Below are 25,454 nucleotides of genomic sequence, written 5' to 3' on the forward strand. Positions count from 1 at the left end.
CGGGAGTTTTTTTGCGGGAATCGATTAGTCTCGGTCGAGCAGAGACGCTCCGGCAATACCCGGATGCGTCATTTCGAACGGATCGAGGATCAGATCCAGTTCTTCTTCAGTCAGCACGTTGTAATGCAGGCACAGTTCGCGGACGGATTTTCCGGTCAAAATGGCTTCGCGGGCGATCCGCGCAGCTGTTTCGTAACCCAGGTGCGGGTTTACCGCCGTGATGACCCCTACACTTTTCTCCACGTATTCTTTCATCCGTTCGCGGTTGGCTTCGATACCGGCCAGGCAGTGCTGCGTAAATACACGGAACGCATTGTCCATGATGCTGATCGATTGCAGCAGGTTGAAGACCAGCACAGGCTCCATGACGTTCAGCTCCAGCTGTCCGGCTTCGGAAGCCAGGCAAATCGTGTGATCGTTGCCAATGACCTGGAACGCCACTTGGTTGATGACCTCTGCCATAACCGGATTGACTTTCCCCGGCATGATGGAGGATCCTGGCTGGCGAGCCGGCAAGGAAATTTCACCAAGGCCTGCACGAGGACCCGAAGCCATCAGGCGAAGGTCGTTTGCCATCTTGGACATGTTCATCATGCAAACTTTCAGCGCGGCGGAAACCTCCGTGTACGCGTCTGTATTTTGCGTTGCATCCACGAGATGCTCCGCTCCTGTCAGAGGGAAGCCCGTGATCTCCGCCAGCTTTTGCACGACAGTAGTGATGTAGCGAGGATCGGCGTTCAGCCCGGTGCCTACTGCCGTCGCCCCCATGTTTACCTCGTACAGGTGCTGACGGGACTGCTTGATCCGCTTCATATCGCGCTCAAGCACGCGACGGTAAGCTTCGAACTCCTGTCCCAGACGGATCGGAACCGCGTCTTGCAAGTGAGTCCGGCCCATTTTGATCACGTCGTCGAACTCTCTTGCTTTTTGACCGAAGACATCGTGCATGTTCTCCATCGTCACGAGCAGTTTTTCCAACAGGTCCAGCGTAGCGATATGGATCGCGGTCGGAAACGCGTCATTGGTAGATTGGGACATATTGACATGCGTGTTCGGGCTGAGGTGGAAGTAGTCTCCCTTTTTCTCGCCCATCAGTTCCAAGCCACGGTTCGCAATGACTTCATTGGCGTTCATGTTGATGGATGTACCCGCTCCCCCCTGGATCGGGTCAACGATGAACTGATCATGCCATTTTCCTTCGATGATTTCCTCAGCGGCGGTAACGATGGCATTGCCCAATTTCGGGTTGAGGCGCGAAACCTCCATATTGGCAAGCGCTGCCGCTTTTTTAACCATGGCCATCGCGATGATCAGGGACGAGTGCAGACGGTAACCCGTAATCGGGAAGTTTTCCGTCGCCCGCATCGTTTGCACGCCGTAATAGGCATGGACAGGAATTTCTTTTTCACCGAGGAAGTCTTTTTCAATTCGGTAGGTTTGTTCTGCCATTTTGGATTCGACCAGCTTTCTGCGATAATAGTGGAACGATCTTCGCCACTATTTTACCATAGAAATGACGTTATGGACGCTTCGAGTGGAACACACTCTCCTCTTTTTACGTCTTAGTATGTGTGAAGCGTCTTGACTATCCAGAGAAACGAGGGATTTTCATGAAAAAAATCGGGGTCCTCCTCTTCGCCGTCTTGCTTTTGCAAGGGTGTGCCAGCGATCAGGCGACCAGTCCCGGCACCGACGCCGAGCCGCAAAAACCACCCGTGGCCGAGCAGCCGCAAACACCGGCGGAACCGTCCGAACAGCCTTCCACGCAAGAACCGCAATCTCCTGACAGCACGACCGGCGAGGGCAAAAAAGACTCAGAGAAGCAAGATGTGTACGCCAACGATCTTTTCCGGCAAGTGACCGTAAAAAAAACCGGGACCGATACGTTTGAGGTAAAAGGCCAGGCACAGGTATTCGAGGGTGTCGTCAGCTACGTCGTCGAGGACGGGCACAACGAGCTCGTGAAAGGCTCCATCCAAACCTCCGCCGGCGCTCCTGCCTGGGGCGACTTTACCCACACGCTTACGGTGAAGAAGGCCGATCCGAACACCACCCTGACGCTGATCCTGTTTGAAACGAGCGCAAAAGACGGCAGCCGGCGAAGCGAGCTGATCCTCCCGCTTCCGGAATAATCGCCTGCCACAACGCAATCTTGCAAAAATGGGCACGCCAAAAAACAAAATGACCGTCAAGCACTCTGCGACTGTCCGGGAGTCCTGACAAAAAAGCCCCCTGATACGCTGCTGAAGCGCTGTCAGGGGGACGATTCATGTGGCGTCGATTAGGCGCTGGCTTTTCCGTCCGCTTGCTGGACGGCTTTTTTCTTGGCGATCTGATTGGCGATCAGCGTGATGAGTAGCGAGCAAATCAGGCCACTGGCCATAGCGGCGATAAAGCCCAGCATGCTGTTCGACAGCAGCGGAGCCATAACGGAGGGAACGTAAGCCGTGCCTCGCACGTCAAATACCCCTACCATCATCCCCGCGATTCCTGCAGATGCGATCGCGCCCGCAAATACCAGCTTGTTGGAAAACATAAAGGGATAGGCCGCCTCAACGAAAGTGCCGAAGCCCATATTGATGAGAAAGCCCGGAGCGGCGACAGTAGCCTCGCTCTTGTCACGCGGGAGGATCATATTCGCCAGCGTAATGCCCGCCGACACCATGACCAGTCCAACCATATCCACGGCGCCAAGGAAGCTGTTTCCCGTTTTCTCCATTTCCAACAGGACGATGGGGAGGATGGCAGCGTGATAGACGCCGCCGATAATCGCGGGCCATATGAGCAGCCCGGCGATGAGGCCCGCCAAAATCGGACTGTACGAGACGGCTCCTTCGATCAGCACTTTCACCCATTCTCCGGCTTGCAGGGCGACAGGAGCCAACAGGTAGTAGACGATCAGCCCCGCGATCAGACCGGATACCCCTCCGGCGATGATATTGACGGTCGTGGTCGGAAATTTCCACTCAATACACGTGCGAAACAGCACGTTGACAAGCAGGCCTGCTCCGATCCCGCCGATCATTCCGCCGATGATGCCGCCGTCTACGGACAAGATCCCCGCCAAAACACCCGCCACGACCGATACTTCCTCCATGTCTGACACTTGTTTTGCTGCGATGGCGGCAATGACCACCGGCAGGGCCTTGATCAAGACGTCGAACACGCCGCTGAGCATGTCCAATCCGGGAATTTTGCTGAGGGCCAGGATCAGAGCCAGCGCGATAAAGCCGGGAAGCGACGACATCATGATCCCTCGGATGTTGATCCTCTTCCAGGGGCTGCCCGCAGACGTATCCGTTCCCGTTCCCTTTCCCTCGCCGATTACCGGCCGGTAGGAAAGGCCCCACTTCTTGGCAAAGGCCGTCATAAAACTGATGGCGCGAGTGCGGTTCGTCGTGCCCGTCGTTCCTGACGTCAGCAGCACATTGGCCCCTTTTGCGCTGATGAGCGCCATCGAGGTTCCACCCGTCCCCACGATCGGAATTTGTTTCTTCACTGCCGCTGCCACCACTTGGGCATTGGTACCATTGGGATCGGCGCTCATGCTGATGAGGCCGTCCACCAGCCCGTCTGTCAGCTGCCGAGCCAGTTCCGCGTCCGTGCTTTGCACATACTGGTTGCACTCCTCCAGCGTGCCCGTAAACGCGACCACGATACCGCCCGCTTCTGCCTTCCAGGAATAGACGGCCGCTTCTGTCTTCCCTCCTGCCGTATCCATGGAGCCTTCCGCCGCAATAAACTGAACGCCTGCGATCTCGATCCCTGCCGATCCGGCCTGGAGCTGTATCTCCCTGAGCAGCTTCTGCGGATCTTTTCCTCCCAGGTTGTACAAATTTCCCCCACTGCTTCCGATGATGACGATCCGTTTCATGCGTCTGTGCCCCCTGGCTTTTGCTATAGTAAAGCGATGCTTTGGTAAATCGACATAGCTTTACTTTAGTGAAGCAAGAGCCAAATTTCAATCCTTTCTGTCTTTTCCTCCAAAAAAGAAGAGAAAAATCGAATTTCTTGATCGAACTCAGGAAAATGATGGTATATTGGAAAAGGCCTTCCCGTCACCATTTTTCCGAAAAGTCGAAACCCTCTCCGCATGCAGAGAGGGTTTCATTGAAATTCGTTTCTTATATGGTGCTAGAGCTGCTTTCGCTCCTAGTCATGCTGTTCCTTTTGCGCATCTTGCTCTTCTTTGAAGCAGTCCATGCAGAGGGCACTGTTGTTTTCGATCTCATACTCTGTCAAGCGAGCCTGGCACGATTTGCACTGTCTCTCCGTTAATACCAAGTTCAAGACTATATCTCCTCTCATTGATGTACATTGGTCTAGTTTCATTATAACCGAGGAATGATATGCAACCAGTGGATTTGTGTTAAAATTTCGTGAATTCTCTCACAAAATAATTGGAGGATGCCATGAACTCTCCCTACCTGTCGTATACGCTGGCCCTAGAGCCTTTTCAACTGTTTTCGCCAAGCCATCTGATCAGCCTGCTTCTCACCGTGCTGCTCGCCTTCGTACTTTTCATCTGCCGCCGCATGCTGCGCAAGCCAAGCGCCGATGTCCTCGCCCGATCCCTGTTGGCCGGCGTGCTTGCGCTGTCCGAGCTTTGCTTCCAGCTTTGGCATGTCTGGACGAATACGTGGTCGATCGGGGAAGCTTTGCCGCTGCAGCTGTGCAGCGTCATGCTCCTCCTGTCGATGTTCATGCTGCTGACAGGCAGCTATCGCCTGTACGAAGTGACGTTCTTCGCCGGCATCTGCGGAGCGACCCAGGCCTTGCTCACGCCTGAGCTGTTTTACCCCTTCCCGCATTTTCGCTTCATTCACTTCTTTGTGGCGCACGCCGGCATTGTCCTGGCCTGCCTGTACATGACTTGGGTACGCGGCTACCGACCGACGTTCGCTTCCGTCTTAAAATCGATGGCCGTTCTCAATCTTTTGCTGCTGATTGCCTTGCCCGTCAACCATTGGACGGGGGCGAATTACCTGTTTGTTTCGCGAAAGCCCGAGAACCCCAGCCTGATCGATTTTTTGGGACCGCACCCGTGGTATATCCTTTCGCTGGAGGCCGTCGCACTCGTGCTGTTTACCTTGCTGTACTTGCCTTTTCGCCTCCGCAGGCGCGCCGCCCATCCGAAACGGCTGGATGCGTGAGGAGGAAGGGCAGTCTTGCCCTCACGCCCACTCCCGTACCCATTCCTTCACACATTGAAAAAAACGAGTGGAAGCCGGAGACATATGCTTGAGGGATGGGACAGCGATGCCGAGCGAACGGTAATGCTCGCCTTCCAATGGAATCGTGCGGATATTCGGGGGAAGGCGAAACAGGATCATCTCCGGGAGGATGCTGATGCCCAGCCCGTTTTGCACCATGGCGATGATGGCATGGTCGTCCCCCAGCTCGTACTTCACCTGCGGCGAAAAGCGATACTGCTTGAAAATGCGCTGCAGGTCGTTGTCGCAGCCCGTCGTCGGCATGATGAAGTCCTCCTGCGCGAGTTCATCCACGCTCACGCTCTCCCGCTGGCTGAAGGGATGGCCATCGGTGACGATCACCATCATCCGATCCCGATGCAGCGGCTCGGTCTCCAACGCTTCGACTGTCGGCAAGGAGACGAACCCTAGGTCTACCGTACCTGTGGTGATCCAGTTTTCAATGTCATCGTAGTAGCCCTCGAAAATCTTTACCTGAATTGCCGGAAATTGATCTTGGAACCGCTTGAGGATACCTGGCAGCCATTGGGTCGACACGCTGGTAAACGTGCCGACGCGAACCGTTCCGACCTCGATTCCGTTGATCGCCGACACTTCCTGCAGCATCTGCTCCTGCCAGCGCAGCATTTCTCTCATGTATTTGAGCAGTCGCGCTCCATTGTCGGTCAAGCTGATTCCGGAACGCCCTCTCGTCAGGATCGTGAAGCCGTATTCTTTTTCCAGACTGGCAATGGCGTGGCTGATCGCCGACTGGGTCAGTCCGAGAATCTCCCCGGCCTTCGTCAAGCTCCCCGACTCGACCACCGTGACGAACACTTCAAACTTGCTGAGACTCACGGCTTCCTTCTCTCCTTTCCCATAAATTTCTCTCATGCAAAGAATGACAAACATTCATTTTCCTTATTGATAGGATACGTTTATACTTGGATCGACACAATATCCAGCCATCATCATCCTGTTTCCCGGCTCTAGGAGGAAGGTAACCGTTGAAAGCTCAAACAAAAGCGGATCTCGCCATGCTGCTCGTCACCCTCTTTTGGGGATCATCCTATTTGTTCATGCAAATGGGACTGACCGACCTCGCGACGTTCAATCTGATCGGCATCCGTTTTGGCATCGCCTTTGTCTTGGCCGCTTTGTTTTTTCACAAGCGCATCCTGCGTCCTTCGCGAAAAACTGTCTGGCACGCCTTGATCCTGGGGGCGATCCTGTTCGGAGTCTTTGCGACCGTCACTGCCGGAGTGAAGACGACGGCCGCTTCCCAGGCGGGCTTTCTCGTGAGTCTGACGGTCATTTTCGTTCCCCTGTTGTCCATTCTGCTGAAAAACAGGCCGGAGAACCGCGTATTTTTCGGGGCTGCGCTCGCTGTGGTCGGCATCGGCATGCTCACGCTGACCGAGCATCTCCAGATCAGCCGCGGCGATCTGCTGTGCATCGCAGCCGCCTTGTGCTACGCCACGCACATTATCGTCACGGGGAAACTGGCGCCGCAGTCGGACGCCATCCAGCTCGGAGTCTACCAGCTTGGCTTCGCCGCCTTGTTCGGCCTCCTCTTTTCGTTTGCCATCGAGACGCCGCGACTCCCGCACTCTCCAAAGGCTTGGCTGGCGGTGCTCGTCCTCAGCATCCTCTGCAGCGCCATCGGCTTCGTCGTGCAGACCATTGCCCAACAGTACACATCGCCTACCCACACCGGACTGATTTTTTCGCTGGAGCCTGTCTTCGCTGCCGTCTTCGCATTTTTGCTTACGGGCGAGACACTGTCGGTTCGCGGTTATATCGGAGCGGCTCTCGTCCTTGTCAGCGTGCTGATCGCCGAAATCGACTTCAAGCAGTGGCGGCGGGGAAAAAAGCAAAATACGGCAACGATCGCCAAGCAGGACCTGCCACTTTGAGCAGGCCTGCCTTTTTTACGTCTGTTTACAGATCCGTTTTCCCTGCTTGCCAGCCCGTCAGCTGGCTCCACTTATGCGCCTCCTGGAGCCTGCGCCAAATAAACGGGGACTTCGCGTCGACGTAGAGTGCCCTCTCATCGCGGTACTGCTCCGCCAGCCGGTATTTGAGGGCGGCGTAGTCCTGGCACCGCTCCGGGTGTGCCCGCAGAAAATCCCGGAACAGCAGCGACATTTGCTCCGACCAGCTCCCGCTCCTCCTGACGTGTACGTGCGTCCGTTCTTCACCGGGGAGCTCGCGAAAATACCGTTTGCTGAGGTCCGGATTCTCTTTCCGGTAGGCAAATCCCGCTGCACGCATCCGGTCTGTGAGCTCGTCCATCGGCTCAAAGGAAGCAACGGAAACCTGGATGTCAATGACCGGCTTGGCGTCAAGCCAAGGTACAGATGTCGAGCCGATGTGGTCAATCCGGATAGCCAGCTCCCCCAGCGCCTCGCGCAGTCTCTTTGCTCTTTCGCTGAACATGCGGGGCCATTCATCCCGATAGGCCACGACCTCGATCCGTTCACTCATGGTTCAATCCCCTCTTTCTTCATAATCTTGCAGACAAAGGGTATACTCCAGATGCACCCCTCTACGCTTAGGACTTCGGAGGTATTTCCCTTGAATCGTTACGTCTTGCCTTTTCAAGCTGTAGATAAAGAGTCGCTTTCCCTGGTTGGAGGAAAAGGGGCCAATCTGGGTGAAATGACGCGGGCAGGGTTCCCCGTCCCTCCCGGTTTTTGCATCACGACGGAAGCTTTTTCGGCACTCACACAGACGAGCGGCGAATTTGCTGGCCTCCTGCGCGCCTTGGACGAGCTGGAGCCTGGCGAACTGGACAAAATTCATCGGGTTGGCGGCGATCTTCGGCTGCATATCGAATCGCTCCCGATTCCTGAAGAGATCCTGACCGCTGTACTGGCGCAGTGGACCGAGCTCGGTTCGCTCCATTCGTACGCCGTGCGTTCGAGCGCGACGGCGGAGGATTTGCCGACGGCTTCATTTGCCGGCCAACAGGAGACGTTCCTGAATGTAAAGGGCGAGCTCCAGCTCCTCGCCGCGATCCGCGGGTGCTGGGCCTCGCTCTTCTCCGACCGGGCGATCGTCTACCGGATGAAAAACGGCTTCGACCATCGGGCCGTCGAGCTCGCCATCGTGGTCCAGCAAATGGTTTTTCCTGAGGTGTCCGGCATCATGTTTACCGCCGATCCCGTCAGCGGCCACAGGGGCATCGTCACCATCGAGGCCAGCCTCGGCCTGGGAGAAGCGCTGGTTTCCGGGCTGGTTTCTCCCGACCGCTATCAGATCAAGGACGATGCGATCGAAGACAAGCACATCTCGACCAAACGGATAGCGATTCACGCGCTGGCCCAAGGGGGAACGATCAAATCGGAAATCCCTGCTTCCGAAAGAAGCAAACAGGCCTTGCCCGATGAACGGATCCTCGAGCTGGCGGGAATCGGCAAGCAAATCGAGCAGCACTACGGGTCGGAGCAAGACATCGAATGGGCCTTGGCCGGCGGGAAGCTCTATATTCTCCAGGCACGGCCCATTACCTCCCTGTTCCCCCTCCCGGATGTGTCCGACGATCAATTCCACGTCTTCCTGTCGTTCGGTCATCAGCAAATGATGACAGAGCCCATGTCCCCGATGGCGATCTCCCTCTGGAAAACGTTCTTTCCGTCCAGGACGGGCACGCGCAAGCAGTCGATCGTGGAAGCGGGCGGCCGACTGTTCATGGACCCTACCGACATGCTGCGCTATGAATACGTGCAGCAGCTCTATCCGAAGATGATGAGCAAGATGGACGAACTGATGAGCCTGGCGCTGTCGGAGGTGCTTGCGCGCGATGAATTCAAGAAGACCAATCCGATCGAGCCGTTGAAAACGCAGCTCTTCCAAGCCGCGGGCCCGATCGTGACGATATTGCTCAAAGATCTGATCGCGGTGGACAGCGAGCAAGTGTACAAAGGCATTCTCGACTTTATGCGGTCGCGGATCCGCCAGACCAAGGAACGACTCTCGTCACTCTCCGGCGCAGAACGGGTCGCCGCCATCGGGCAAGATGCCGGCAAGCTTCTGCAGGATTTGTTCGCCAACGACATCCACTACTTCGTCTCCGGCATGCTCGCCTTCCAGCTGATTCAGCTCTTTTGCACCTGGTGGCTGCAGCAGCCGGAAGACCTTTCCCCTTTGCAAAAGTCGCTTCCGCACAACGTCACGGCCGAGATGGGATTGAGGATCGGGGATTTGGCGGATACGGCCCGGCCTTTCCCCGAGCTGGTCCGCTATCTCCAAGAAAATCAAACCCGCTCATTCATGGAAGGGCTGGACAGTGTGGAAGGAGGAGCCGCTTTTCGCGAGCAGTTGGAGACGTTCCTCCTGCACTTCGGCGCCCGCTGCCCCGGTGAAATCGATCTCGCCAGACCGCGCTGGCGGGAAGATCCGTCCATGCTGCTCGCCTCGATCCTCGGGCACTTGCGCACAGTAGGCCCCGGCGAGCACCGGGAGCGGTTCCGGCAAGGGGCGGCTCAGGCGGACGAAACGGCAGGGCGCATTTTGGAACGGCTGAAAGAGACTCCTGACGGCGAGTTCAAGCATTCGTTTCTCTCTCGGCTGCTGACCGTCTACCGCAGCATCGGAGGCCTCAGGGAGAACCACAAGTTCGTCATCGTCCTGCATCTCGACCTGTACAAAAAGGCGGTTCTGGAAGAAGCGGAAAAGCTCGTGCAAACTGGCAGGATCTCGGATGTATCCGATGTGTTTTTTCTAGGCCTGCCGGAGCTGCAAGCGGTATTGGAGGATCGATTCAGCGGTGACCTGCCGTCGCTGATCGAATCAAGGAAAAAGGCTTACGAGCACTATCAAAAGCTGAGCCCTCCCCGGGTGATGACCAGCGAAGGCGAGGTCGTGGTCGGCAAACGCGACCTCTCCGCCTTTCCGCCGGGTGCTCTCGTCGGTACGCCAGTCTCTCCCGGCTTGGTGGAAGGCTATGCCAAAATCGTTCTGAAACCGGAAGCCGCGTCCATACAGCCGGACGAGATCATCCTCGCACCATTTACCGATCCGGGCTGGACGCCGTTGTTCCATCAGGCGAAAGGGCTTGTCACCGAGGTCGGCGGGGTGATGACGCACGGCGCCGTCGTGGCCCGGGAATACGGGATTCCTGCTGTCGCCGGGATCGAAGGTGTTACCCGCCTGATCAAAGACGGACAACGAATTCGCCTGGACGGGACGCAAGGGTATGTACTGGCTGTGGAGGAGAACCCTCCGTCCTAGTCCCTCGAATAACGGCAACAAGCCCAAAACCGGAGGGATCTCCATTGGGCTTGTTTTGCTTTGACTACCGCTGATACTGCACCTTGCCGCCAATGACCGTCATCAACACCTTGGTCGTGAGCAGCTCATCAGGGTCCATCGAGAACAAGTCATTCGAGTAGACCGTCATATCCGCGTATTTCCCACGGGACAGTGTGCCTTTCACGTGGCCTTCCCGGGTCACGGCCGCGCTTCCCTGTGTAAACAAATGAATGGCCTCCTGCATCGTCAGCTTCTCCTGTGGGAGGTACCCTTCGTGAGACTCCCCCGGCGCCTTTCGCGTGACAGCTGCATGGATCCCGAGCAATGGGTCGATCGGTTCGACGGGGGTATCCGAACCGGCTGCGCATATGATCCCTCGCTCCATCATCGTCTTCCAGATGTACGAATAACGGATACGCTCTTCTCCCACCCGGTCGATCACCCACGGAAAGTCACCGGCCAAAAACCGCGGCTGAATATCCGCGATGCGATGTGGATGCGCCAAGCGGTCCAGCAGATCCGGACGCAAAATTTGCGTATGGATGAGCCGGTCCGGATAAGCCGCAGGGGCAAATTGGTCCAGACTGTCCAAGACCATCTCCAGCGCCTTGTCGCCAATGGTGTGGACGGCAATCGGCATGCCCAGATCGCGAGCCTGCCGCACCAGCTCGGTCATAGCCCCCTCCTCATGCACCGGATAGCCGCTGGTCGACGGGTCGTCCGCATACGGAGCCGACAGATACGCCGTACGACGGCCCAGGGCTCCGTCTGCGAATATTTTCACCGCCCCGATCTGTACGTGGCTGTCCCCATAGCCCGCCCGCATGTTCTTCTCGCGCAATTCGTCCATGTACGGATAATAGATGAGGAGGTTGCAGCGCAGCCCTAGCCCTTCCCCTGCCACCAGCTCGTTGTACAGCTGGTACGTCTGCGCAGGGCCCCTCAGTTCGCGGCAGTCTTCCGTGTGGGCTCCGGTAAGGCCATGCTCGAGCGCATAGCGGATGGAGCTGCGCAACGCCTGCTTCAAATGATCGTACCCGGGCTTGGGGATATGCGGCGTGATCAGGTTGGAGGCCGTCTCCAGCAGCATGCCCGTCGGTTTTCCCGTCGCGGGATCCCGCTCGACCACTCCCCCTGCAGGCACCTCGATTCCTGCATGATAGCCACTGATCTCCAGCGCCTTGCTGTTTACGAGGTGCGCATGGCCGCATACGCGCGAAAGCATGATCGGACAATGCGGCGCGACCTGATCGAGCTCGGCGATCGTCGGAATCCCTCCGCCTCCTGGAAACAGGTTCTCGTCCCAGCTGTGGCCCACGATCCATTCGTTGTGCGGCGTTTGCTCCGCCTTTCGCTTGATTTGCGCCAGCAGCTCGTCCTTGGAGGCAGCCTTGCTCAAATCGAGCTGAAGAAATGTCAAACCCAGCCAGCCCAAGTGAAGGTGGCTGTCTATCAATCCTGGCGTCGCAGTGCACCCTTGCAGGTCGACGATCCGGGCATCGCTCCTGCCCCATTGCAGCATCATTTCCGCGTTTGAACCAAGATCCTGTACGATGCCATCCTTGGCAACGAGCGCTTCCACAAGCAAATGCTGCGGATCGCCCGTGTAGATCCGGCCATTGGTAAAGATAGTCGTTGTCATGTCTCTCCCCCTTTGTGTTTCCTAGCTTCTTATTCGGGCACAGTCCCTTCGTTTTCCTTCCGGAGGCACACATTTTTGACGAAATGGCGGTCAACTGGAAAATCGCCGCTTTTTGTCTATTCCCTGTCCCATTCGGGCACGTTAATGATCAGGACCATCATTCAACGACCTGTGGGAGGGGCAGACACATGCACCAAAAGACAAAGACCGGCTTCCCCGCCTTTGGCAAGTGGCAGCCGCAATCCGGACAAAGGGAGGACCAGGAGCACCAGCGAGGGCACGGAACGCTCGACACCCAAGCCAGACTCCTCTTGATCGTCAACGTCCTCTTCATTACGGCCGGGGCCTTGTCGGGCACGTTCGTCAACGTCTACCTGTGGAAGGTGAAAAGCCAGTTCGCTCCCATCGCCTGGTTTACGTTTGCCACCTATCTCGCAAGCGCCCTCACGTTTTGGCTGGCTGGTGCCTGGGTGAAGCGCTACAACAAAATGAACGCACTGCGCCTGGGCATGGCCATCTCCGCCCTGTTCTACCTGCTCGTGCTGCTGCTCGGCACCAAGGTCGTGGCGTATGCCGCCCTCCTCGGAGTGGTGCAAGGAATGGCAAACGGCTTTTTTTGGCTATCGTACAACGTCGTGTACTTTGAAATCACCGGTCCGGACAATCGAGACCTATTCAACGGCTGGGCAGGCCTGCTCGCTTCCGGCGGCGGCATGCTCGCGCCCTGGATCTCCGGTATTCTCATCTCCCGCATGACCGATGCAAAAGGGTATACGCTCATTTTTACCTTGTCCCTCGTCTTGTTCGTCATCGGAGTCGTCATCAGCTTTTTCCTGAAAAAACGGCAGTCCGAGGGTGATTACCACTGGACATTCGCCGTTCGGAGCTTGCGCCGGGACGCCGATTGGCGCTGGGCGTTCGCCGCTTTGGCGGGACAAGGCCTGCGCGAAGGACTTTTTGGATTCATTATCGGACTCATGGTGTACATCGCCACCAAAAGCGAAATGACGCTGGGCAACTACTGGCTGATCACGTCGGCGGTCGGCATTGTCAGCTACTTCGCCGTAGGCAAATGGCTGAAGCCGCGCTATCGCAGGTGGGGAATGTTTAGCGGCGCGCTGGTCATGACCGCCGCCGTCACTCTCTTCTTTTGGAAAGTGAGCTACGTGACCTTGCTTGCGTTCGGCGTAGCCGTCGGTTTGTTTTATCCGTTTTTTTCCGTACCGATTATTTCTACCGTCTTTGATCTGATCGGCACCAACGAGGAGAGCGCCCGAAATCGGGTCGAATACGTCATTCTCCGGGAATTTGGCTTGGACGCGGGGCGGCTGCTGGGCATCGTCATTTTCCTGATCGTGACTTCCTTCAGCACGTCGCCGGTCACGCTAAACTGGCTGATTCTCGTGGTTGGCACGGGTCCTTTGATCGCCTGGTTTTGCATGAGGCCGCTGTTTTTGAAAGGAGAAAAAGTCCGGTAAGCCTCCCCCGCTTGTTATGGCCGGCATCCGGTCCAGCTGAAATGGGAATTTTGCCCGATGCAACTCGTCTTTCCCTTGGTATAATTAGCTAAGAAATCTACTCGCTTTCCACTAGCGTACCAAGGAGAAGCATCGTGCAGAAAAAACGAATCCTATTGATCATCGCCTTTTTGCTGGCGCTGGGCTCTTACTTTTTCGAGCGGCACAGCCCGCAAACGCAGACTAGCAGCATCGAAGCGGATTACGTGCTGGAATTTCCGAGCAGCAAATACCCGCAAACAGCCGAGCACATCCGCTCCGCGATCGCCAAGGGACAATCGGCGGTCTGTACCATCGACCGGAGGGGCGCAGACAAAAACCGTGAAAAATCACTCAAGGGCGTCCCCACCAAGCCCAATTACGACCGCGACGAGTGGCCCATGGCGATGTGCCGGGAAGGCGGAAGCGGCGCGGATATCGCCTACATATCGCCCGCCGACAACCGCGGCGCCGGCGCGTGGATTGCCAACCGGCTCGAGGATTACCCGGATGGGACTCGGGTCAAAATCGTCGTCAAATAAATTTTGCCCCGGCAGGGCCACCGCTGAAAACAAAAAAGCGATGACGCCGGTTGCGAAATCGCTAGGGAAGAGACGTATTCAGCTTTTCCGGAGCGATGCCCCGAAATACGACGTCTACGCCATGAGCGAGCATCGATTCAAGCGATGCTCCTTCTTCATTTCGGAGCCAGGCCATGTACGATTCCAGGTAATACGACCAGAGCATGCGTGCAACGACCCGGCTAGGCGCATGGTCAGACAGTTCTCCCCGCTTTTTCCCCCGCTCCAGCGTCTGAAATAAGATCTCGATGAGTGGGGACTCCTCACTTAGCACGTCTCCTGAGCCCATGTACTCCCGCAAGGAAATGGCGGCCAGCTCGCGGTCGCCCTCAATAGACCGACATAGAATGCGGAGCATGTGATCGATCTGTTCCCTCGTCGATAGCTGCTCGACTTGCTCGTCAGCGGCAGCTTCCCTGATCATGTTTCCCCGCTGCTTGATGATCTCTTCGATCAACTCGTACTTCTTGGCAAAATGTTTGAAAAAGGTCGCCTTCGCCACATCTGCCTCCGTCGCAATTTCTCCCACGGTTGTTGCCTGGTATCCTTTTTCGCGAAACAGACGGATGGCGGTATCGTAGATCGTTTGGCGTGTCGCCAGTTTCTTCCGCTCCTGTCTTCCCACTGTGCCCACTGATCCCTCACTCGCTTTCTCCTTCAATCCCACCCGGAATTGAAGTCTGCTTTTTCGTCTGGTGGCAGCTATCTGTAGACGGTAGCTTCTTAGATTTTTAGTATAAGGGAAAAGATATAGGTGTGCTACCAAAAAAGAAATATTCGGAACATTGGCCCAGTGAATGGCCATTGCCTGATCTGGTTACCTTATCAACAACTGGCGTGCCCGCTCGCAGCAATCGAGAGCACGCCTCGCTTCTTTTCCTTGGCGAACGATTTCGGTACCCTATGCACTCTGGCGGTCGTCCATATATTGACGTTTGAAGGATTCCCCGATAAGATGGTCCGTATGTTGACTATTTCAAAGGAGACTTGCCTGTCGTGGATGCAAAAGTAAGCATTATTCTTCACTTGCTGCGGTTGTCTTCCCTGATCAACCGGATGGGGCTCCGCCTGATCGATGGAACCGGCTTGTCCAGCGTCCAGCAGTGGCAGTTGCTCGGCATCATTCGAAGAAATGAAGGAATTACCCTCGGCAAGCTGAGCGAGGCGGCCCTCGTCACCAAGCAAAACATGACCGGCCTCGTGGAGCGGATGCAAAGGGGCGGATGGATCGACACCTGGAGCGATCCCCACGACAAGAGGATAACTCGGGTCCGCATCACCGAAAAGGGAAAGGAAGCATTGGAAATCCTGCACCCGCGATCGATGCAGAGCAACGAGGAGACCTTTCACGCTTTTCAAAACGAAGAACTGGAGCGTTTGGACGAGATGCTTGAGCGGCTGTCTCGGACCTTGCGCATTCAACTGGACGGGGAGGAACAGAACCAAGAATGACAGCCTATCAGCGAAAAATTACCATCGCCCTGATGATCGCCACCTTTTTGTCGGCGATCGAGGTCACCATCGTCAGCACGGCCATGCCGACGATCGTCAAGAAACTCGGTGGCCTGGAGCTCATCAGTTGGGTGTACGCCGTGTATTTGCTTACATCGGCCGTGACCACCCCCATTTTCGGAAAGACGGCCGACCTTTTCGGACGCAAGAAGGTATTTTTGTTCGGGGCGGCTCTCTTCCTTTTGGGATCCATGCTGTGCGGGCTCTCCCAAAGCATGGAGCAGCTCATCTTTTTCCGCGCCGTTCAAGGGATCGGGGCAGGAGCTGTGGTTCCGATCACCTTTACGATCATCGGGGATATTTTCACCTTTGAAGAGCGGGCAAAAGTGCAGGGCCTCTTCGCCTCCATCTGGGGAATCGCCGGAATCTTTGGGCCCCTGCTTGGCGGATTTTTTGTCGATTACGTCAGCTGGCATTGGATTTTCTACATCAATATTCCGTTCGGCCTGATCTCCATTTGGCTCATCAGCAAAAACCTGAACGAAAAGCTGGAGAAGCGAAAGCGCCATATCGATTACGGGGGAGCGATCACCTTCACCGTCGGGACCAGCGCTTTGCTCTATGCCCTGCTTACCGGCGGCAACGATTATCCGTGGAATTCCGCTCCGATCTACGTGCTGTTTGCCGCAACCGTGATATTTCTGATCCTGTTTTTTGTCATCCAGATGCGGCATCCGGAACCGATGATCCCGCTGAAGCTGTTCCACTATCGGGAAGTCTCTGTGCCCAATCTGATCTCATTTTTGGCCAGCGCCATTCTCATCGGCATCACCGCCTACCTCCCCTTGTGGATCCAGGGCGCGCTCGGAAAAGGGGCGATCTATTCAGGACTGGTCCTGATGCCCATGTCCATCGGTTGGCCAATCGGCTCCACGGTCGGCGGGAGGATGCTCGTACGCGTCGGCCCCAAACGGCTGTCGCTGCTCGGCATCTTGCTGCTCGCCATCGGGACGTTTTGCCTGACCTTGATCACGCTTTCGACCCCTTCCTGGGTCATTTGGGTGATCGTGTTCGTGCTTGGCCTCGGCTTCGGCTTCTCCATCACCACGTTTACGATCGTGGTCCAATCCGCCGTCGACTGGAGCCTCAGAGGGGTCGCGACGTCTTCCAACACGTTTTTGCGGACGCTCGGGCAGACATTTGGCGTCGCCGTGCTGGGCACGTTTTTAAACTCGCAGATCGGCAGCCATTCCGATGCGAGCGGACAAGTTCCGCCTGAAATCCTCGCTGCCGGGATTCACCGCATTTTCTTGATCATTGCCGTTCTCGCTATCGTCTCTCTGGTCATCACCTTCTGGATTCCGAAGAAAAATCCGGAGCCCGCGCGCGACAAGGCTTCCTGATTCTGCCGGCCGCGGCATCATAGAGAAAGAAGGGATATTCGTTGCACCAATACATCGCACACATCGGCTCTTTTCCCATTCGCTCGTACAGCTTATTGTTCGTGCTGGCAATCGCTTTGGGCGTAGGAGTCACGCTTACCCTTGCCAAGCTGCAAAAAAAGGAGGAATTGGGCAATCACCTGATGAACCTCCTCGTCCCCATGATCATCGGCGCCATCATTGGCTCGCGGTTTTGGGCGGTCTTTTTCTTCGACTGGGACTTCTACTCCAAACATCCCGAAGAAATCATCGCGATCTGGCATGGCGGACTCTCCATCCAGGGGGGGATCGTGGGCGCTATTCTGGTCGGCATCTGGTACGTCCGCAAGCACAAGCTGTCTTTTTGGGAGCTGGCTGACCTTTGCGCTCCCGGGCTGATCCTGGGGCAGAGCATCGGACGCGATGCCAACCTGATGAACGGGGATGCCTTCGGTGATCCGACCGGCAGCAACTTCGGGATCCTGTACCCGGAAGGCACAAACGCCCGTTTGACATTCGGCGATCAGCCGCTTTGGCCGGCGGAGGTATGGGAAGGGCAGATGGATGTGATCATCTTCGCGCTGCTGCTGATCCTCATGCGCAAGCAACTGAAGCGCGGGTATCTGTTTTTGGCATACAACATCTTGTACAACATCGGCCGCTTTCTCCTGGAGCTCTTGCGGGGCGACTCGCCGCGCTACCTGTTTCACTGGACGGCGGCCCAATGGACATCCGTCTCTGTCATCGTCCTCGCGCTGGCAGCCGGAGTCTATCTCCACTTCCGCTCTCCGCAGGCGCAAGAAGAGGCGTCTTGACGACCTTTCATAAACGGCTCGGGAAATAGGACGGCTGCCTTCCTTTTGGACAGGCAGCCGTCCTTTTGATTTGTCTCGTTTCGGTGTGGGGCATGACTTGCATAGCGCGGAATATTCCCGTGGCGCATATGGCATATTATTTTCAAAATTGGTACGATGGTTTTCAAAGACTAGAAAGGATGTGCGAAAATTGACGAGGGCAGAATTAGCACAGCAAAGACTGGACGGCTATATCCGCGATCTGGACGAGCTGTTTCTCGAGCGAAAGAAGGACTATCCGCCCATTGTTCAACGAGCGATCGTGAACGAAATCAACCAGGTGCAAAAATCGATCAGACATTGGGAGCAAGTACTCCAGGAACAGGCCATCTCGTGATGGTCTGTTTCTTTGTGGAGAGCCGGTTTAAGCATGCGGGGTGCACCGTGTAGATCTGTCCTCCACTTGAGGATGACTTGTCCGGTACACGTACTCAGATCCTTCCGTACTTCCCGATGGTGCCGGGAATCACGACTTGCAGTTGGCCGTTCACCAGTTCGCCGATGCGGAAATCCGCTCATCCCCTTTTGACATCCAGATGAAAAATGAGTTCCTCTCCGTGCTCCCCATCGTACCTGAGACCGCGATCTTCGAATCCAGCTTTCCGGTACAAGCGGATCGCAGGCGTGTTGGTATGGTGGACGGTCAATATGATTTCGTCTGCGTCTGGAACATGCTTTGCCGCGATCCCGTGCAGCGACTGTAGCGTTTCCAGGGCGTAACCTTTCTTTTGGTGTCGGGCATCGATGGAAAACGACTTGAAAACGATCGCGTGAGGATGCTTCGTGTAGCGATTGCCGGATGGATCCGTATACAGCGCAAAGCAGCCTGCCAGTTGATCGCCGGCATAGATCAGGAACGGTTGGTTATGCGAGTCGTCCCGGTATTCTCGAATGACTTCGGCTGGCAGGGACGTGTAGACCGCCTGCCCTTCCGGCAGCTCATAGGAGGCGATGGCCGCGTCGGCGTCTTCCTGGTACGGTCTTATGGTAAGTCTGTTTCGGTGCTCCATTGTGCCACTCTCCTCCACTATCTGCGCAGCTTGACTAGGCTCTGCCCGTTGCTTCCCTTTGTTTGACACCCTTTCCATCATACCACATTTTTACATCCGTATTTTTCGGTCCACGTTTACGCTTCTTCATTCTTTGGCGCCTTGTTCTTTTCATCGTTCTCTTCATCGCGTATCTCCGGATCCCCTGCCTCGATTAACGGCTCGTAGGGATCATGCAGCCACTGAAACAGCGTCCCGGTCTTGAGCACTTCGTTTAACGGAAACTGGTTGATGTACGGATCCGGCGGGAACGGCTTCACAGGGGGGATCGGTGTCAGCTGGAGCTCATCGGGGACGTCACGTTTTGCCTGCTGTGGGACGTTCTCCCTCCTCGCAGGGGGCTGAGCATACTGCCCAATATAACCGGGAGGAGCATGCCCCGGCCCCCAGGGGTAGCCAACCCCCTGCCGCCCGCCGGCAAGCCCGTCCAGCCGTGGCGCTGGCCGCTTGCTCTCCATCCGCCTGTTCATAGGTCGTCCTCCTTTTTCGCCTTGCTTGCGCGCTGCTCCTCTTCCATGATGAAAAAGGCCTCCCGAAAGCGCTGGGAATGAACGATCTCTCGCCCGCGCAAATATTTCAGCACCTGGATCAGCTCCGGATCATCCGTGAGGTGGATCAGCCATTGATAGGTCGCCCGCGATTTTTCCTCGGCCGCGATATTGTCGGCCAGGTCGGCGATCGGGTCGCCCTTCGTCTGGATATAGGCGGCGGTCCATGGCACGCCATGCGCATCCGTATAAAACAGAGCCTTGTCGTGGTCGGCGTAATGCTCGCCAAGCCCCGCCTCCTTCATCTGAGCGGGGGTGGCATCCTTGATCAGCTTGTAGATGAGGGTCGCAACCACTTCCATATGCCCCAGCTCTTCTGTCCCGATATCAGTCAGCAGCGCTTTTATCCTTTTGTTCGGCATCGTGTAGCGCTGGTTCAAATAGCGAAGCGCAGCGGACAACTCCCCGTCCGGTCCGCCGTACACTGTCGTGAGAAATTTGGCCATCCGCAGGTCCGGCTTGCTCACCCGCACGGGAATTTCCAATGTTTTTTCATAGATCCACATACGTTTTGGTCCCCTATCCTCAGTACTCGATTTCCCACGGCCACGGTGTCTTGTGCCATACCCAGCGATCGGGAGACGAGGAATTGCCGTATTGCCGAAGAGGTCCCCGTTCCTTCTCGTACTGCCTTTTTGCCTCTGTCAGCTGCTCTGTCAATTCCTTGTACTGCTTCACAGCGCGCTGGTCATCCGGGTTCAGGTCCAAATACAGCTGGAGCTCCACGAGCGCAAACTGGACCTCCTGCAATTTTCGCAGCGGACTTCTGTCCATCAGGGGTGTCTCCTTCCGCTTGGCGCCTGCAGCTTGCCCAGCCCTTTAGCCGGCGGGACCCACGCGCCCTTTTCTTCTGCTATCACCGTATGCAGCTAGGCAATTGACGGTCCCACTTCGGCGGAGAAACAAAAAGCCTTTCCGCTCGGATCCCCGATTTGGAAAGGCTACTGTGGTTTTCTGTTTGCTGTTTTACTGGGCCGCTACCTTTTCTTTGCTCTTGGTAACAATGTGGTGGCCGATCGGCAAGCCGCGTTCTTCCAACTCGGCAGCTGTCACGATATGGAGCGTCTCACTCTTACACGGCATCGGCATCAAACCGCCCAAAGGACTCATTACCCGGCCGATCGTATCGGTCTCGATGAGCACATACAGTCCTTTCTCCTCCAATTGTTGAATAAATTCACCCCAACGCTTGGAAGTAATCTGATCCGCGTGCTTGGTGAACATGACACCCATTTCCTGTGCTAACATTTCCAATCCCCTTTGTTCTATCCATCTGTGATCTGGTTCCCCAAAAGATATCCTAACAATACAGGGAAACCTCCCGTTCTGGCAAAATCCGTGGGGACCAAAATATCGCGAAAAACGGTTGTTTTTGACCACTTTTCGTTTCAGGAATGCCGCCTCGTCACCACGCACGCCATTTGATCATTCAGACTCTGTTTTTTGCCGCTTGCCTTTTTCAAAAGGGCCCAATTTTGTCGATTTCCTGAACAGCCGCACGCCGTCTCGTTCGAAGATTTCCTCCAATTCCCTGCGTTTTTCTCTAAAAGCTGGTCGCCAGCTCTACCTGCAGCAGCCGCGCGAACGGAATCCAGTGGGTATCCGTACCGACCCGCACCTTTATACGCCGCTTTTCCTGGTCGATGTGCGCCACATGGGCGGAAAGCCGGCGCGGCTGCTGTCCGTCGTAGTAGGTCAAGGTCAGGCCGCTGCCTGTCTGGTAGGCCTGCCACACCTGCTCGCTCAGCTCTCCCAACTGGTCCTGATCCAGCTGCGGCGGGACGTAGCGCCGCTCCTCCTCCTTGATCCGCGCGTACCACTCCCGGTGTTCGGGCAGCACGAAACGGCTTGCGGCAAACAGATTATCCTTTTTAGACACACGCGTCTCCCTCATGTCGTCTTCTCTCCTCGTTGATAGTGTGCGACCCACTGGCCGACGAGCTCCTGGCATTCGGCCCGCAAGATCTCGATCGAGTAGATCGCCTCGCGCAAATATCCTCGTTGCCGATAATGAACGACGTAGGCGTGCCCCTGCCGCTGATAGCTGACGACTACGCATCCGCGCTGGCGGAGCAGACGGCGCAGCTGATGGTGCTGCCGCTCTGCCCAGCGGGAGAGCTCCAGCAGCACCCAGTCGAAAACCGCCTGATACGACAGCTTGAGCGGCACGATTCGGACTTCCCCCAGGTCCACCATCACCACCCGAAACAAAATGCCGAACAGGATGTACAGGCGCATCAGCTCCTGCTCTCCTTCCTCTATCTGCACAGGCTGCTCGCTCACTTGTAATGCCCCCCGATCTTGCGAGCCCGCTCTCGAGCCTGGCCTGCCCCAAGCAGCGAGGCTGCCCGCAGGATGGCATCCTGGCCGTAGCGGGTACGGATGTCGTCCATAGCATGGGCGAGCGAACGGCGCTTGTGATGATCCTCAAACAGATTGAGCTGCAGGACGTTGTCCGGCACGAGCTGGCTCAGCGTGACCCCGATGCTCCGGACGGGCGTCTGCTGCCAATGCCGGTCAAACAGGCAACAGGCCGCTTCGTACAGCGTCATGGCGTCATTGGTCTGCTCCTCCAATTTCATCTGCCGGCCAAAGCCGGTCTTCACATCCAGATCCGCTCCGCGGCAGCCGACAGACAGCACGGACCCCATCAGCTCCTTGCTCCGCGCCCTGCGGCACACCTCTTCGCAGAGCTCCAGCAGCACCACTTTGATTTCCGCAGCGGTATGGTAGTCACGCGGCAGCGTCATGTGATGGCCGATTCCCTTTTGGGTATCGTAGGCCTGGAGGGAGACCGGCGAATCATCCAGCCCCTGAGCCGTGCGCCACAGCACTTCGCCGTTCACGCCGAAGCGGCGCTGCAGCACAGACGGAGCCATTTCCGCCAGCTGTCTGATCTGATATACTCCCATGCGGTGAAAGTGGCGCTTCATCCGCGACCCGACTCCGAACAGCTTTTCGATCGGCAGCTTCCACAGCGTATCGGCCAATTCCTCCCGCTTGAGCCAAAACACACCCTCTTCCCGCTTTTTGGCGAAGTTGTCGCACGCCATTTTCGCCAACACCTTGTTCTCGCCAATGCCGACCCGGCAGTTGATCCCGGTCTCGAGCCAGACGCGCCGGCGGATTTGGGCAGCCATTTTCAGGGCATCGCCGCCAAACAGGTGCACGCTGCCCGTCACGTCGAGAAACTGTTCGTCGATCGAGTACGGCTCCACCTTATCCGTGAACGCCTCAAAAATTTGGGTAATCTGCATCGAGATGCGGATGTACATCTCCATCCGCGGGCGAACCACGACGAGGCTGCGGCATTTTTGCTGCGCCTGCCACAAGGCTTCGGCCGTGACCACTCCATACGATTTGGCGATCGGGCATGCCGCCAGGATCACCCCGCTGCGCCGCTCCGGGTCCCCCGCTACGACGATGGGCTGGTTCCGCAGCTGCGGATTGGCCGCCTTCTCGATGCTCGCGTAAAAACTCTGCATGTCGACCAAAAAAACGATCCGTTTGTTCACATTGGGCATATCGCCATCCCCTTATAAGAACAAGTGTTCGCAAATACTTTTGTTCTTAGTATAGCAAACAAACGTTCGCTTTTATACCTCTCTTTTGCAAAAACGCGCTGGTAAATATTTACGAGCGGAGAAGGGATGCCCGGCCCGGGGGCGAATTCCCAAAAGCGTGCGAAGAACAAGCCAGCCGTGAGCGCGTAGCCTGCGATTGGCTTCGCCCGCAAATCCCATTCACCCGAAAGGAGAACAACTGCCCATGACCATGCATCTGCGTCCCACCACGGAAGCCGACCTCCCCTTCGTCTACGGGCTGGAGCACGCCGCGGACAACAGCCCGTACCTGCTTCCCTGGCCCATCGAACGTCACCAGAAGGCATTGGCCGACCCGGATATCCGGCACTGGATCGCCGAGCATACGAAAACGGGCCAGCCCGTCGGATACGTCATCCTCGCGGGGCTGGCCCAATCCCATGATTCAATTGAACTGATGCGCATCACGCTCGCGGTCAAAGGCAAAGGCTACGGACGCGAGATCTTGCGCCAAATCAAGCAGTGGGCGTTTACCGACCAGGGGGCGAACCGCCTCTGGCTGGACGTCAAGGAGACGAATGAGCGCGCCCTTCACTTGTACCAATCGGAAGGGTTTCGCATCGAAGGCACCTTGCGCGAATGCCTAAAGACCGGCGCTGGCTACGAATCCTTGATCGTCCTGTCCATGCTGGCGCGGGAATACCGGCCCGGCTAATTGCCGAGATCCTGTTCACTTTGCAGCAACAGCCACTTTCCATCCCGGCTCGCGGCAACCAGGTGGGTCAGTCCGCTTCTCAGTCCACCCAGAATTACCCGCTCCTCCCGTTTGTCCGCGTCCAGTATGCGAAGGGTCTCCACAGAGGACGTCTCTTGCTGTCCTTTTTCCCACTGGAGATACGCCAGCAAATGAGTCCCGGGGATCCATACTCCCGAAGCGACAGAGTCCTTGATCTTTGTTTCGCCGTGGTACAGCCCGGCATTCCAATACATCTGGTAAGCGCCGTCATCCGACTGGACGTAGCCCGACCAGGCATCCCGGGCGACAGGCGGGCTCCATTTCACTACCCGGCCCAGTCTCCAGTCATAGCGCTGGCGCACCTCCACCATATCTTCGTTGTTCTCCCGCATCATAAACGTGGCGTAGCGGCCGTCGTCAGCAAACTGTACGGGCAAAGTGGCGCCATCTGCCTCGCTGATCGGGATCGTTCCTTTCACCGCTCCTTGCAACCGCCGCTCCTCCCCGGTATCCAGGTCGTAGATGACCAGATCGAGGTTTTTCTTCTGCTCCGCTGACCCCACCGCCATCAGCACATATCGGCGGTCGCGGCTAAAGCTGGCGCCGTGCACAAATCCTTTTACGTTTACGGGAACGGCCCACTTGCTCGGTGGCACCTCGGTCCGATCTCCGGGTTCCGTGTAGAAAAAACCGCGCCGGTCCGCCACAAACTCCCCTTTTCCCCGATAGTTGACAACCAGCTGCACCGGGTAGCGTACCAACGTCTTATCTTCCGTGTCATATACAGCGTACAGCGGAATGTGTGGGGCGTCGCATTCGCAAAATTCCTTGTAGCGGTACATCAGCAAAAACCTGCGATCGTCATCCAAGGCGGCCGAGACGAAATAAGGAGCGGAAAACGACGAGAGCTGCCGATTTTGCATTCCGTCCAGCGAGACTTGCCACACCTGGCTGGGAACCATGGCCACGGCTTGAAAGGCCAGCTCGCCATTGATCTCCTTCCCTTTGGCGGTTTTGGCTCCGCCGGCATTCAGCACATACTCGGCGCCAATCCAATCCGCATCCGGCATCTTCGCCAAGGTCGCCAGCACGTGCAGCTGCCGGTCGTGGACCCAGTGAAAGTCCAAGGCAGGCTGCACACGATAAGGAGAAGAGAGGTCCATGGTATGAAGTCGGATTGCTGCTTCCACGCTGGAGCGATCCATCGGCTCCCGGAAGAAAAACGTGTACGCCTGCGGGCCAGCACCCACTACTGTCCGCAGGGGGGAGTGAAGCTGCGGCTCTTCGTCGAGCTGAACCCGCACCTCTTCTTTCATCGCTTCATAGTCAAACGGGATTTCCTCACGCTTCCACTCCACAGCTGCTGGAGGGTCAGCAGGCGGCGATGGAGCAGGCGAAACCGGCTCACCCGCAGGAGGAGGCCCGGATGGCTCCTTCGTACCGGGCAGCTCGCTTGGAGTCGGCGGGCTCGTGGTGCGGGTGCACCCGGTAGCAGCCAAAGCAATTGCCAGAAGCAATGGCCCCCAAGGCAAAAGTCGAAACAAACGCATGAAAAAACCGCCCTTCTGTATATTCGGTTAGAAAAATTTCCCTGCTTCCGTTAGTTAGACGCGGCTCGTGCCGAATTTGTTTCTCGCCCATTAGAAAACCTGGCTGCGCCATGCTTTTTGGCGGAGCCGCGATTG

At 56.7% G+C, this 25,454-nt stretch carries 27 protein-coding genes; 11 read left to right on the forward strand and 16 right to left on the reverse strand.

Going from position 1 to position 25,454, the window contains the following annotated elements; translation table 11 throughout:
• Positions 1-24: 24 nt before the first annotated feature.
• Positions 25-1,449, reverse strand: a complete 1,425-nt coding sequence (aspA, locus tag RGB73_RS18225; protein WP_310764166.1) for an aspartate ammonia-lyase — start codon at positions 1,447-1,449, stop codon at positions 25-27.
• 161 nt (positions 1,450-1,610) lie between these two features.
• Between aspA and RGB73_RS18230 the strand changes: the two genes are divergently transcribed.
• Positions 1,611-2,132: a Gmad2 immunoglobulin-like domain-containing protein gene (locus RGB73_RS18230; protein ID WP_310764168.1), complete on the forward strand. Its 522-nt coding sequence runs from the start codon at positions 1,611-1,613 to the stop codon at positions 2,130-2,132.
• A gap of 149 nt (positions 2,133-2,281) precedes the next feature.
• Here RGB73_RS18230 and RGB73_RS18235 read toward each other — a convergent pair whose 3' ends face one another.
• Both RGB73_RS18235 and RGB73_RS18240 read right to left on the reverse strand, forming a co-directional pair.
• Positions 2,282-3,874, reverse strand: coding sequence for a PTS sugar transporter (locus RGB73_RS18235; RefSeq protein WP_310764169.1), 1,593 nt, complete (start codon positions 3,872-3,874; stop codon positions 2,282-2,284).
• Positions 3,875-4,152: 278 nt separating this feature from the next.
• Positions 4,153-4,290 carry a hypothetical protein gene (locus RGB73_RS18240; protein ID WP_310764171.1) on the reverse strand — a complete coding sequence of 46 codons (138 nt, stop codon included), beginning with the start codon at positions 4,288-4,290 and terminating at the stop codon, positions 4,153-4,155.
• A 122-nt stretch (positions 4,291-4,412) separates the two neighbouring features.
• On the opposite strand from RGB73_RS18240, the gene RGB73_RS18245 reads away from it, so the two are divergent.
• Positions 4,413-5,153: a YwaF family protein gene (locus RGB73_RS18245; protein ID WP_310764174.1), complete on the forward strand. Its 741-nt coding sequence runs from the start codon at positions 4,413-4,415 to the stop codon at positions 5,151-5,153.
• Between the two features lie 21 nt (positions 5,154-5,174).
• Here RGB73_RS18245 and RGB73_RS18250 read toward each other — a convergent pair whose 3' ends face one another.
• Entirely contained in the window at positions 5,175-6,050 is an 876-nt protein-coding gene (locus RGB73_RS18250) for a LysR family transcriptional regulator (RefSeq protein WP_310764176.1), read from the reverse strand.
• 149 nt (positions 6,051-6,199) lie between these two features.
• Between RGB73_RS18250 and RGB73_RS18255 the strand changes: the two genes are divergently transcribed.
• Positions 6,200-7,108 carry a DMT family transporter gene (locus tag RGB73_RS18255; protein WP_310764178.1) on the forward strand — a complete coding sequence of 303 codons (909 nt, stop codon included), beginning with the start codon at positions 6,200-6,202 and terminating at the stop codon, positions 7,106-7,108.
• A gap of 25 nt (positions 7,109-7,133) precedes the next feature.
• Here RGB73_RS18255 and RGB73_RS18260 read toward each other — a convergent pair whose 3' ends face one another.
• Entirely contained in the window at positions 7,134-7,679 is a 546-nt protein-coding gene (locus RGB73_RS18260; RefSeq protein ID WP_310764180.1) for a GrpB family protein, read from the reverse strand.
• Between the two features lie 90 nt (positions 7,680-7,769).
• Here RGB73_RS18260 and RGB73_RS18265 point away from each other — a divergent pair, with 90 nt between their 5' ends.
• Positions 7,770-10,427 (forward strand): phosphoenolpyruvate synthase, encoded by a 2,658-nt coding sequence (locus RGB73_RS18265; protein WP_310764182.1) that lies wholly within the window; start codon positions 7,770-7,772, stop codon positions 10,425-10,427.
• A 64-nt stretch (positions 10,428-10,491) separates the two neighbouring features.
• Here RGB73_RS18265 and RGB73_RS18270 read toward each other — a convergent pair whose 3' ends face one another.
• Positions 10,492-12,090, reverse strand: coding sequence for an amidohydrolase (locus tag RGB73_RS18270; protein WP_310764184.1), 1,599 nt, complete (start codon positions 12,088-12,090; stop codon positions 10,492-10,494).
• A 188-nt stretch (positions 12,091-12,278) separates the two neighbouring features.
• Between RGB73_RS18270 and RGB73_RS18275 the strand changes: the two genes are divergently transcribed.
• Together RGB73_RS18275 and RGB73_RS18280 are read left to right on the forward strand one after the other, a co-directional pair.
• Positions 12,279-13,568 carry an MFS transporter gene (locus RGB73_RS18275; RefSeq protein WP_310764187.1) on the forward strand — a complete coding sequence of 430 codons (1,290 nt, stop codon included), beginning with the start codon at positions 12,279-12,281 and terminating at the stop codon, positions 13,566-13,568.
• Between the two features lie 134 nt (positions 13,569-13,702).
• Positions 13,703-14,128 carry a sporulation protein gene (locus tag RGB73_RS18280; RefSeq protein ID WP_396136116.1) on the forward strand — a complete coding sequence of 142 codons (426 nt, stop codon included), beginning with the start codon at positions 13,703-13,705 and terminating at the stop codon, positions 14,126-14,128.
• Between the two features lie 61 nt (positions 14,129-14,189).
• Here the strand turns inward: RGB73_RS18280 and RGB73_RS18285 are convergent, their stop codons facing one another.
• A complete protein-coding gene (locus RGB73_RS18285) occupies positions 14,190-14,801 on the reverse strand; it encodes a TetR/AcrR family transcriptional regulator (RefSeq protein WP_310764189.1) in 612 nt (203 codons plus the stop codon).
• Positions 14,802-15,163: 362 nt separating this feature from the next.
• Here RGB73_RS18285 and RGB73_RS18290 point away from each other — a divergent pair, with 362 nt between their 5' ends.
• The 4 genes from RGB73_RS18290 to RGB73_RS18305 all read left to right on the forward strand — a co-directional run bounded on the left by RGB73_RS18290 (position 15,164) and on the right by RGB73_RS18305 (position 18,231).
• Complete coding sequence (locus RGB73_RS18290; protein WP_310764191.1) at positions 15,164-15,619, forward strand: MarR family winged helix-turn-helix transcriptional regulator; 456 nt, start codon at positions 15,164-15,166, stop codon at positions 15,617-15,619.
• On the forward strand, positions 15,616-17,022 hold the full coding sequence (locus tag RGB73_RS18295) for an MDR family MFS transporter (RefSeq protein ID WP_310764193.1): 1,407 nt from the start codon (positions 15,616-15,618) through the stop codon (positions 17,020-17,022). Before RGB73_RS18290 ends, RGB73_RS18295 begins: the two co-directional genes overlap by 4 nt.
• Before the next feature lie 41 nt (positions 17,023-17,063).
• Positions 17,064-17,855, forward strand: coding sequence for a prolipoprotein diacylglyceryl transferase (gene lgt, locus RGB73_RS18300; RefSeq protein WP_310764195.1), 792 nt, complete (start codon positions 17,064-17,066; stop codon positions 17,853-17,855).
• Between the two features lie 190 nt (positions 17,856-18,045).
• The gene (locus RGB73_RS18305; protein WP_310764197.1) at positions 18,046-18,231 is read left to right on the forward strand and encodes a hypothetical protein; all 186 of its coding nucleotides are present in this window, start codon (positions 18,046-18,048) and stop codon (positions 18,229-18,231) included.
• A gap of 178 nt (positions 18,232-18,409) precedes the next feature.
• On the opposite strand, the gene RGB73_RS18310 is transcribed toward RGB73_RS18305, so the two are convergent.
• The 8 genes from RGB73_RS18310 to RGB73_RS18345 form a co-directional block, all read right to left on the reverse strand.
• Positions 18,410-18,904, reverse strand: coding sequence for a GNAT family N-acetyltransferase (locus tag RGB73_RS18310; RefSeq protein WP_310764198.1), 495 nt, complete (start codon positions 18,902-18,904; stop codon positions 18,410-18,412).
• A 116-nt stretch (positions 18,905-19,020) separates the two neighbouring features.
• Positions 19,021-19,413 carry a hypothetical protein gene (locus RGB73_RS18315; protein ID WP_310764199.1) on the reverse strand — a complete coding sequence of 131 codons (393 nt, stop codon included), beginning with the start codon at positions 19,411-19,413 and terminating at the stop codon, positions 19,021-19,023.
• On the reverse strand, positions 19,410-19,997 hold the full coding sequence (locus RGB73_RS18320; protein ID WP_310764200.1) for a manganese catalase family protein: 588 nt from the start codon (positions 19,995-19,997) through the stop codon (positions 19,410-19,412). The genes RGB73_RS18315 and RGB73_RS18320 overlap by 4 nt, the downstream gene beginning before the upstream one ends.
• A 19-nt stretch (positions 19,998-20,016) precedes the next feature.
• Positions 20,017-20,265 carry a spore coat protein CotJB gene (locus tag RGB73_RS18325; RefSeq protein ID WP_310764201.1) on the reverse strand — a complete coding sequence of 83 codons (249 nt, stop codon included), beginning with the start codon at positions 20,263-20,265 and terminating at the stop codon, positions 20,017-20,019.
• A 192-nt stretch (positions 20,266-20,457) separates the two neighbouring features.
• On the reverse strand, positions 20,458-20,739 hold the full coding sequence (locus RGB73_RS18330) for a hypothetical protein (protein WP_310764202.1): 282 nt from the start codon (positions 20,737-20,739) through the stop codon (positions 20,458-20,460).
• A gap of 295 nt (positions 20,740-21,034) precedes the next feature.
• The gene (locus tag RGB73_RS18335; protein ID WP_310764203.1) at positions 21,035-21,370 is read right to left on the reverse strand and encodes a YolD-like family protein; all 336 of its coding nucleotides are present in this window, start codon (positions 21,368-21,370) and stop codon (positions 21,035-21,037) included.
• 11 nt (positions 21,371-21,381) lie between these two features.
• Positions 21,382-21,774 (reverse strand): YhjD family protein, encoded by a 393-nt coding sequence (locus RGB73_RS18340; RefSeq protein WP_310764204.1) that lies wholly within the window; start codon positions 21,772-21,774, stop codon positions 21,382-21,384.
• Positions 21,771-23,015, reverse strand: coding sequence for a DNA polymerase IV (locus RGB73_RS18345; RefSeq protein ID WP_310764205.1), 1,245 nt, complete (start codon positions 23,013-23,015; stop codon positions 21,771-21,773). The genes RGB73_RS18340 and RGB73_RS18345 overlap by 4 nt, the downstream gene beginning before the upstream one ends.
• 244 nt (positions 23,016-23,259) lie before the next feature.
• On the opposite strand from RGB73_RS18345, the gene RGB73_RS18350 reads away from it, so the two are divergent.
• On the forward strand, positions 23,260-23,748 hold the full coding sequence (locus tag RGB73_RS18350) for a GNAT family N-acetyltransferase (RefSeq protein WP_310764206.1): 489 nt from the start codon (positions 23,260-23,262) through the stop codon (positions 23,746-23,748).
• Here the strand turns inward: RGB73_RS18350 and RGB73_RS18355 are convergent.
• Positions 23,745-25,319: a hypothetical protein gene (locus tag RGB73_RS18355; RefSeq protein WP_310764207.1), complete on the reverse strand. Its 1,575-nt coding sequence runs from the start codon at positions 25,317-25,319 to the stop codon at positions 23,745-23,747. The two genes, RGB73_RS18350 and RGB73_RS18355, sit on opposite strands and share 4 nt — an antisense overlap.
• Between the last annotated feature and the right edge of the window lie 135 nt (positions 25,320-25,454).

The organism is Brevibacillus brevis, from assembly GCF_031583145.1.
Taxonomy (GTDB): Bacteria; Bacillota; Bacilli; order Brevibacillales; family Brevibacillaceae; genus Brevibacillus; species Brevibacillus brevis_E.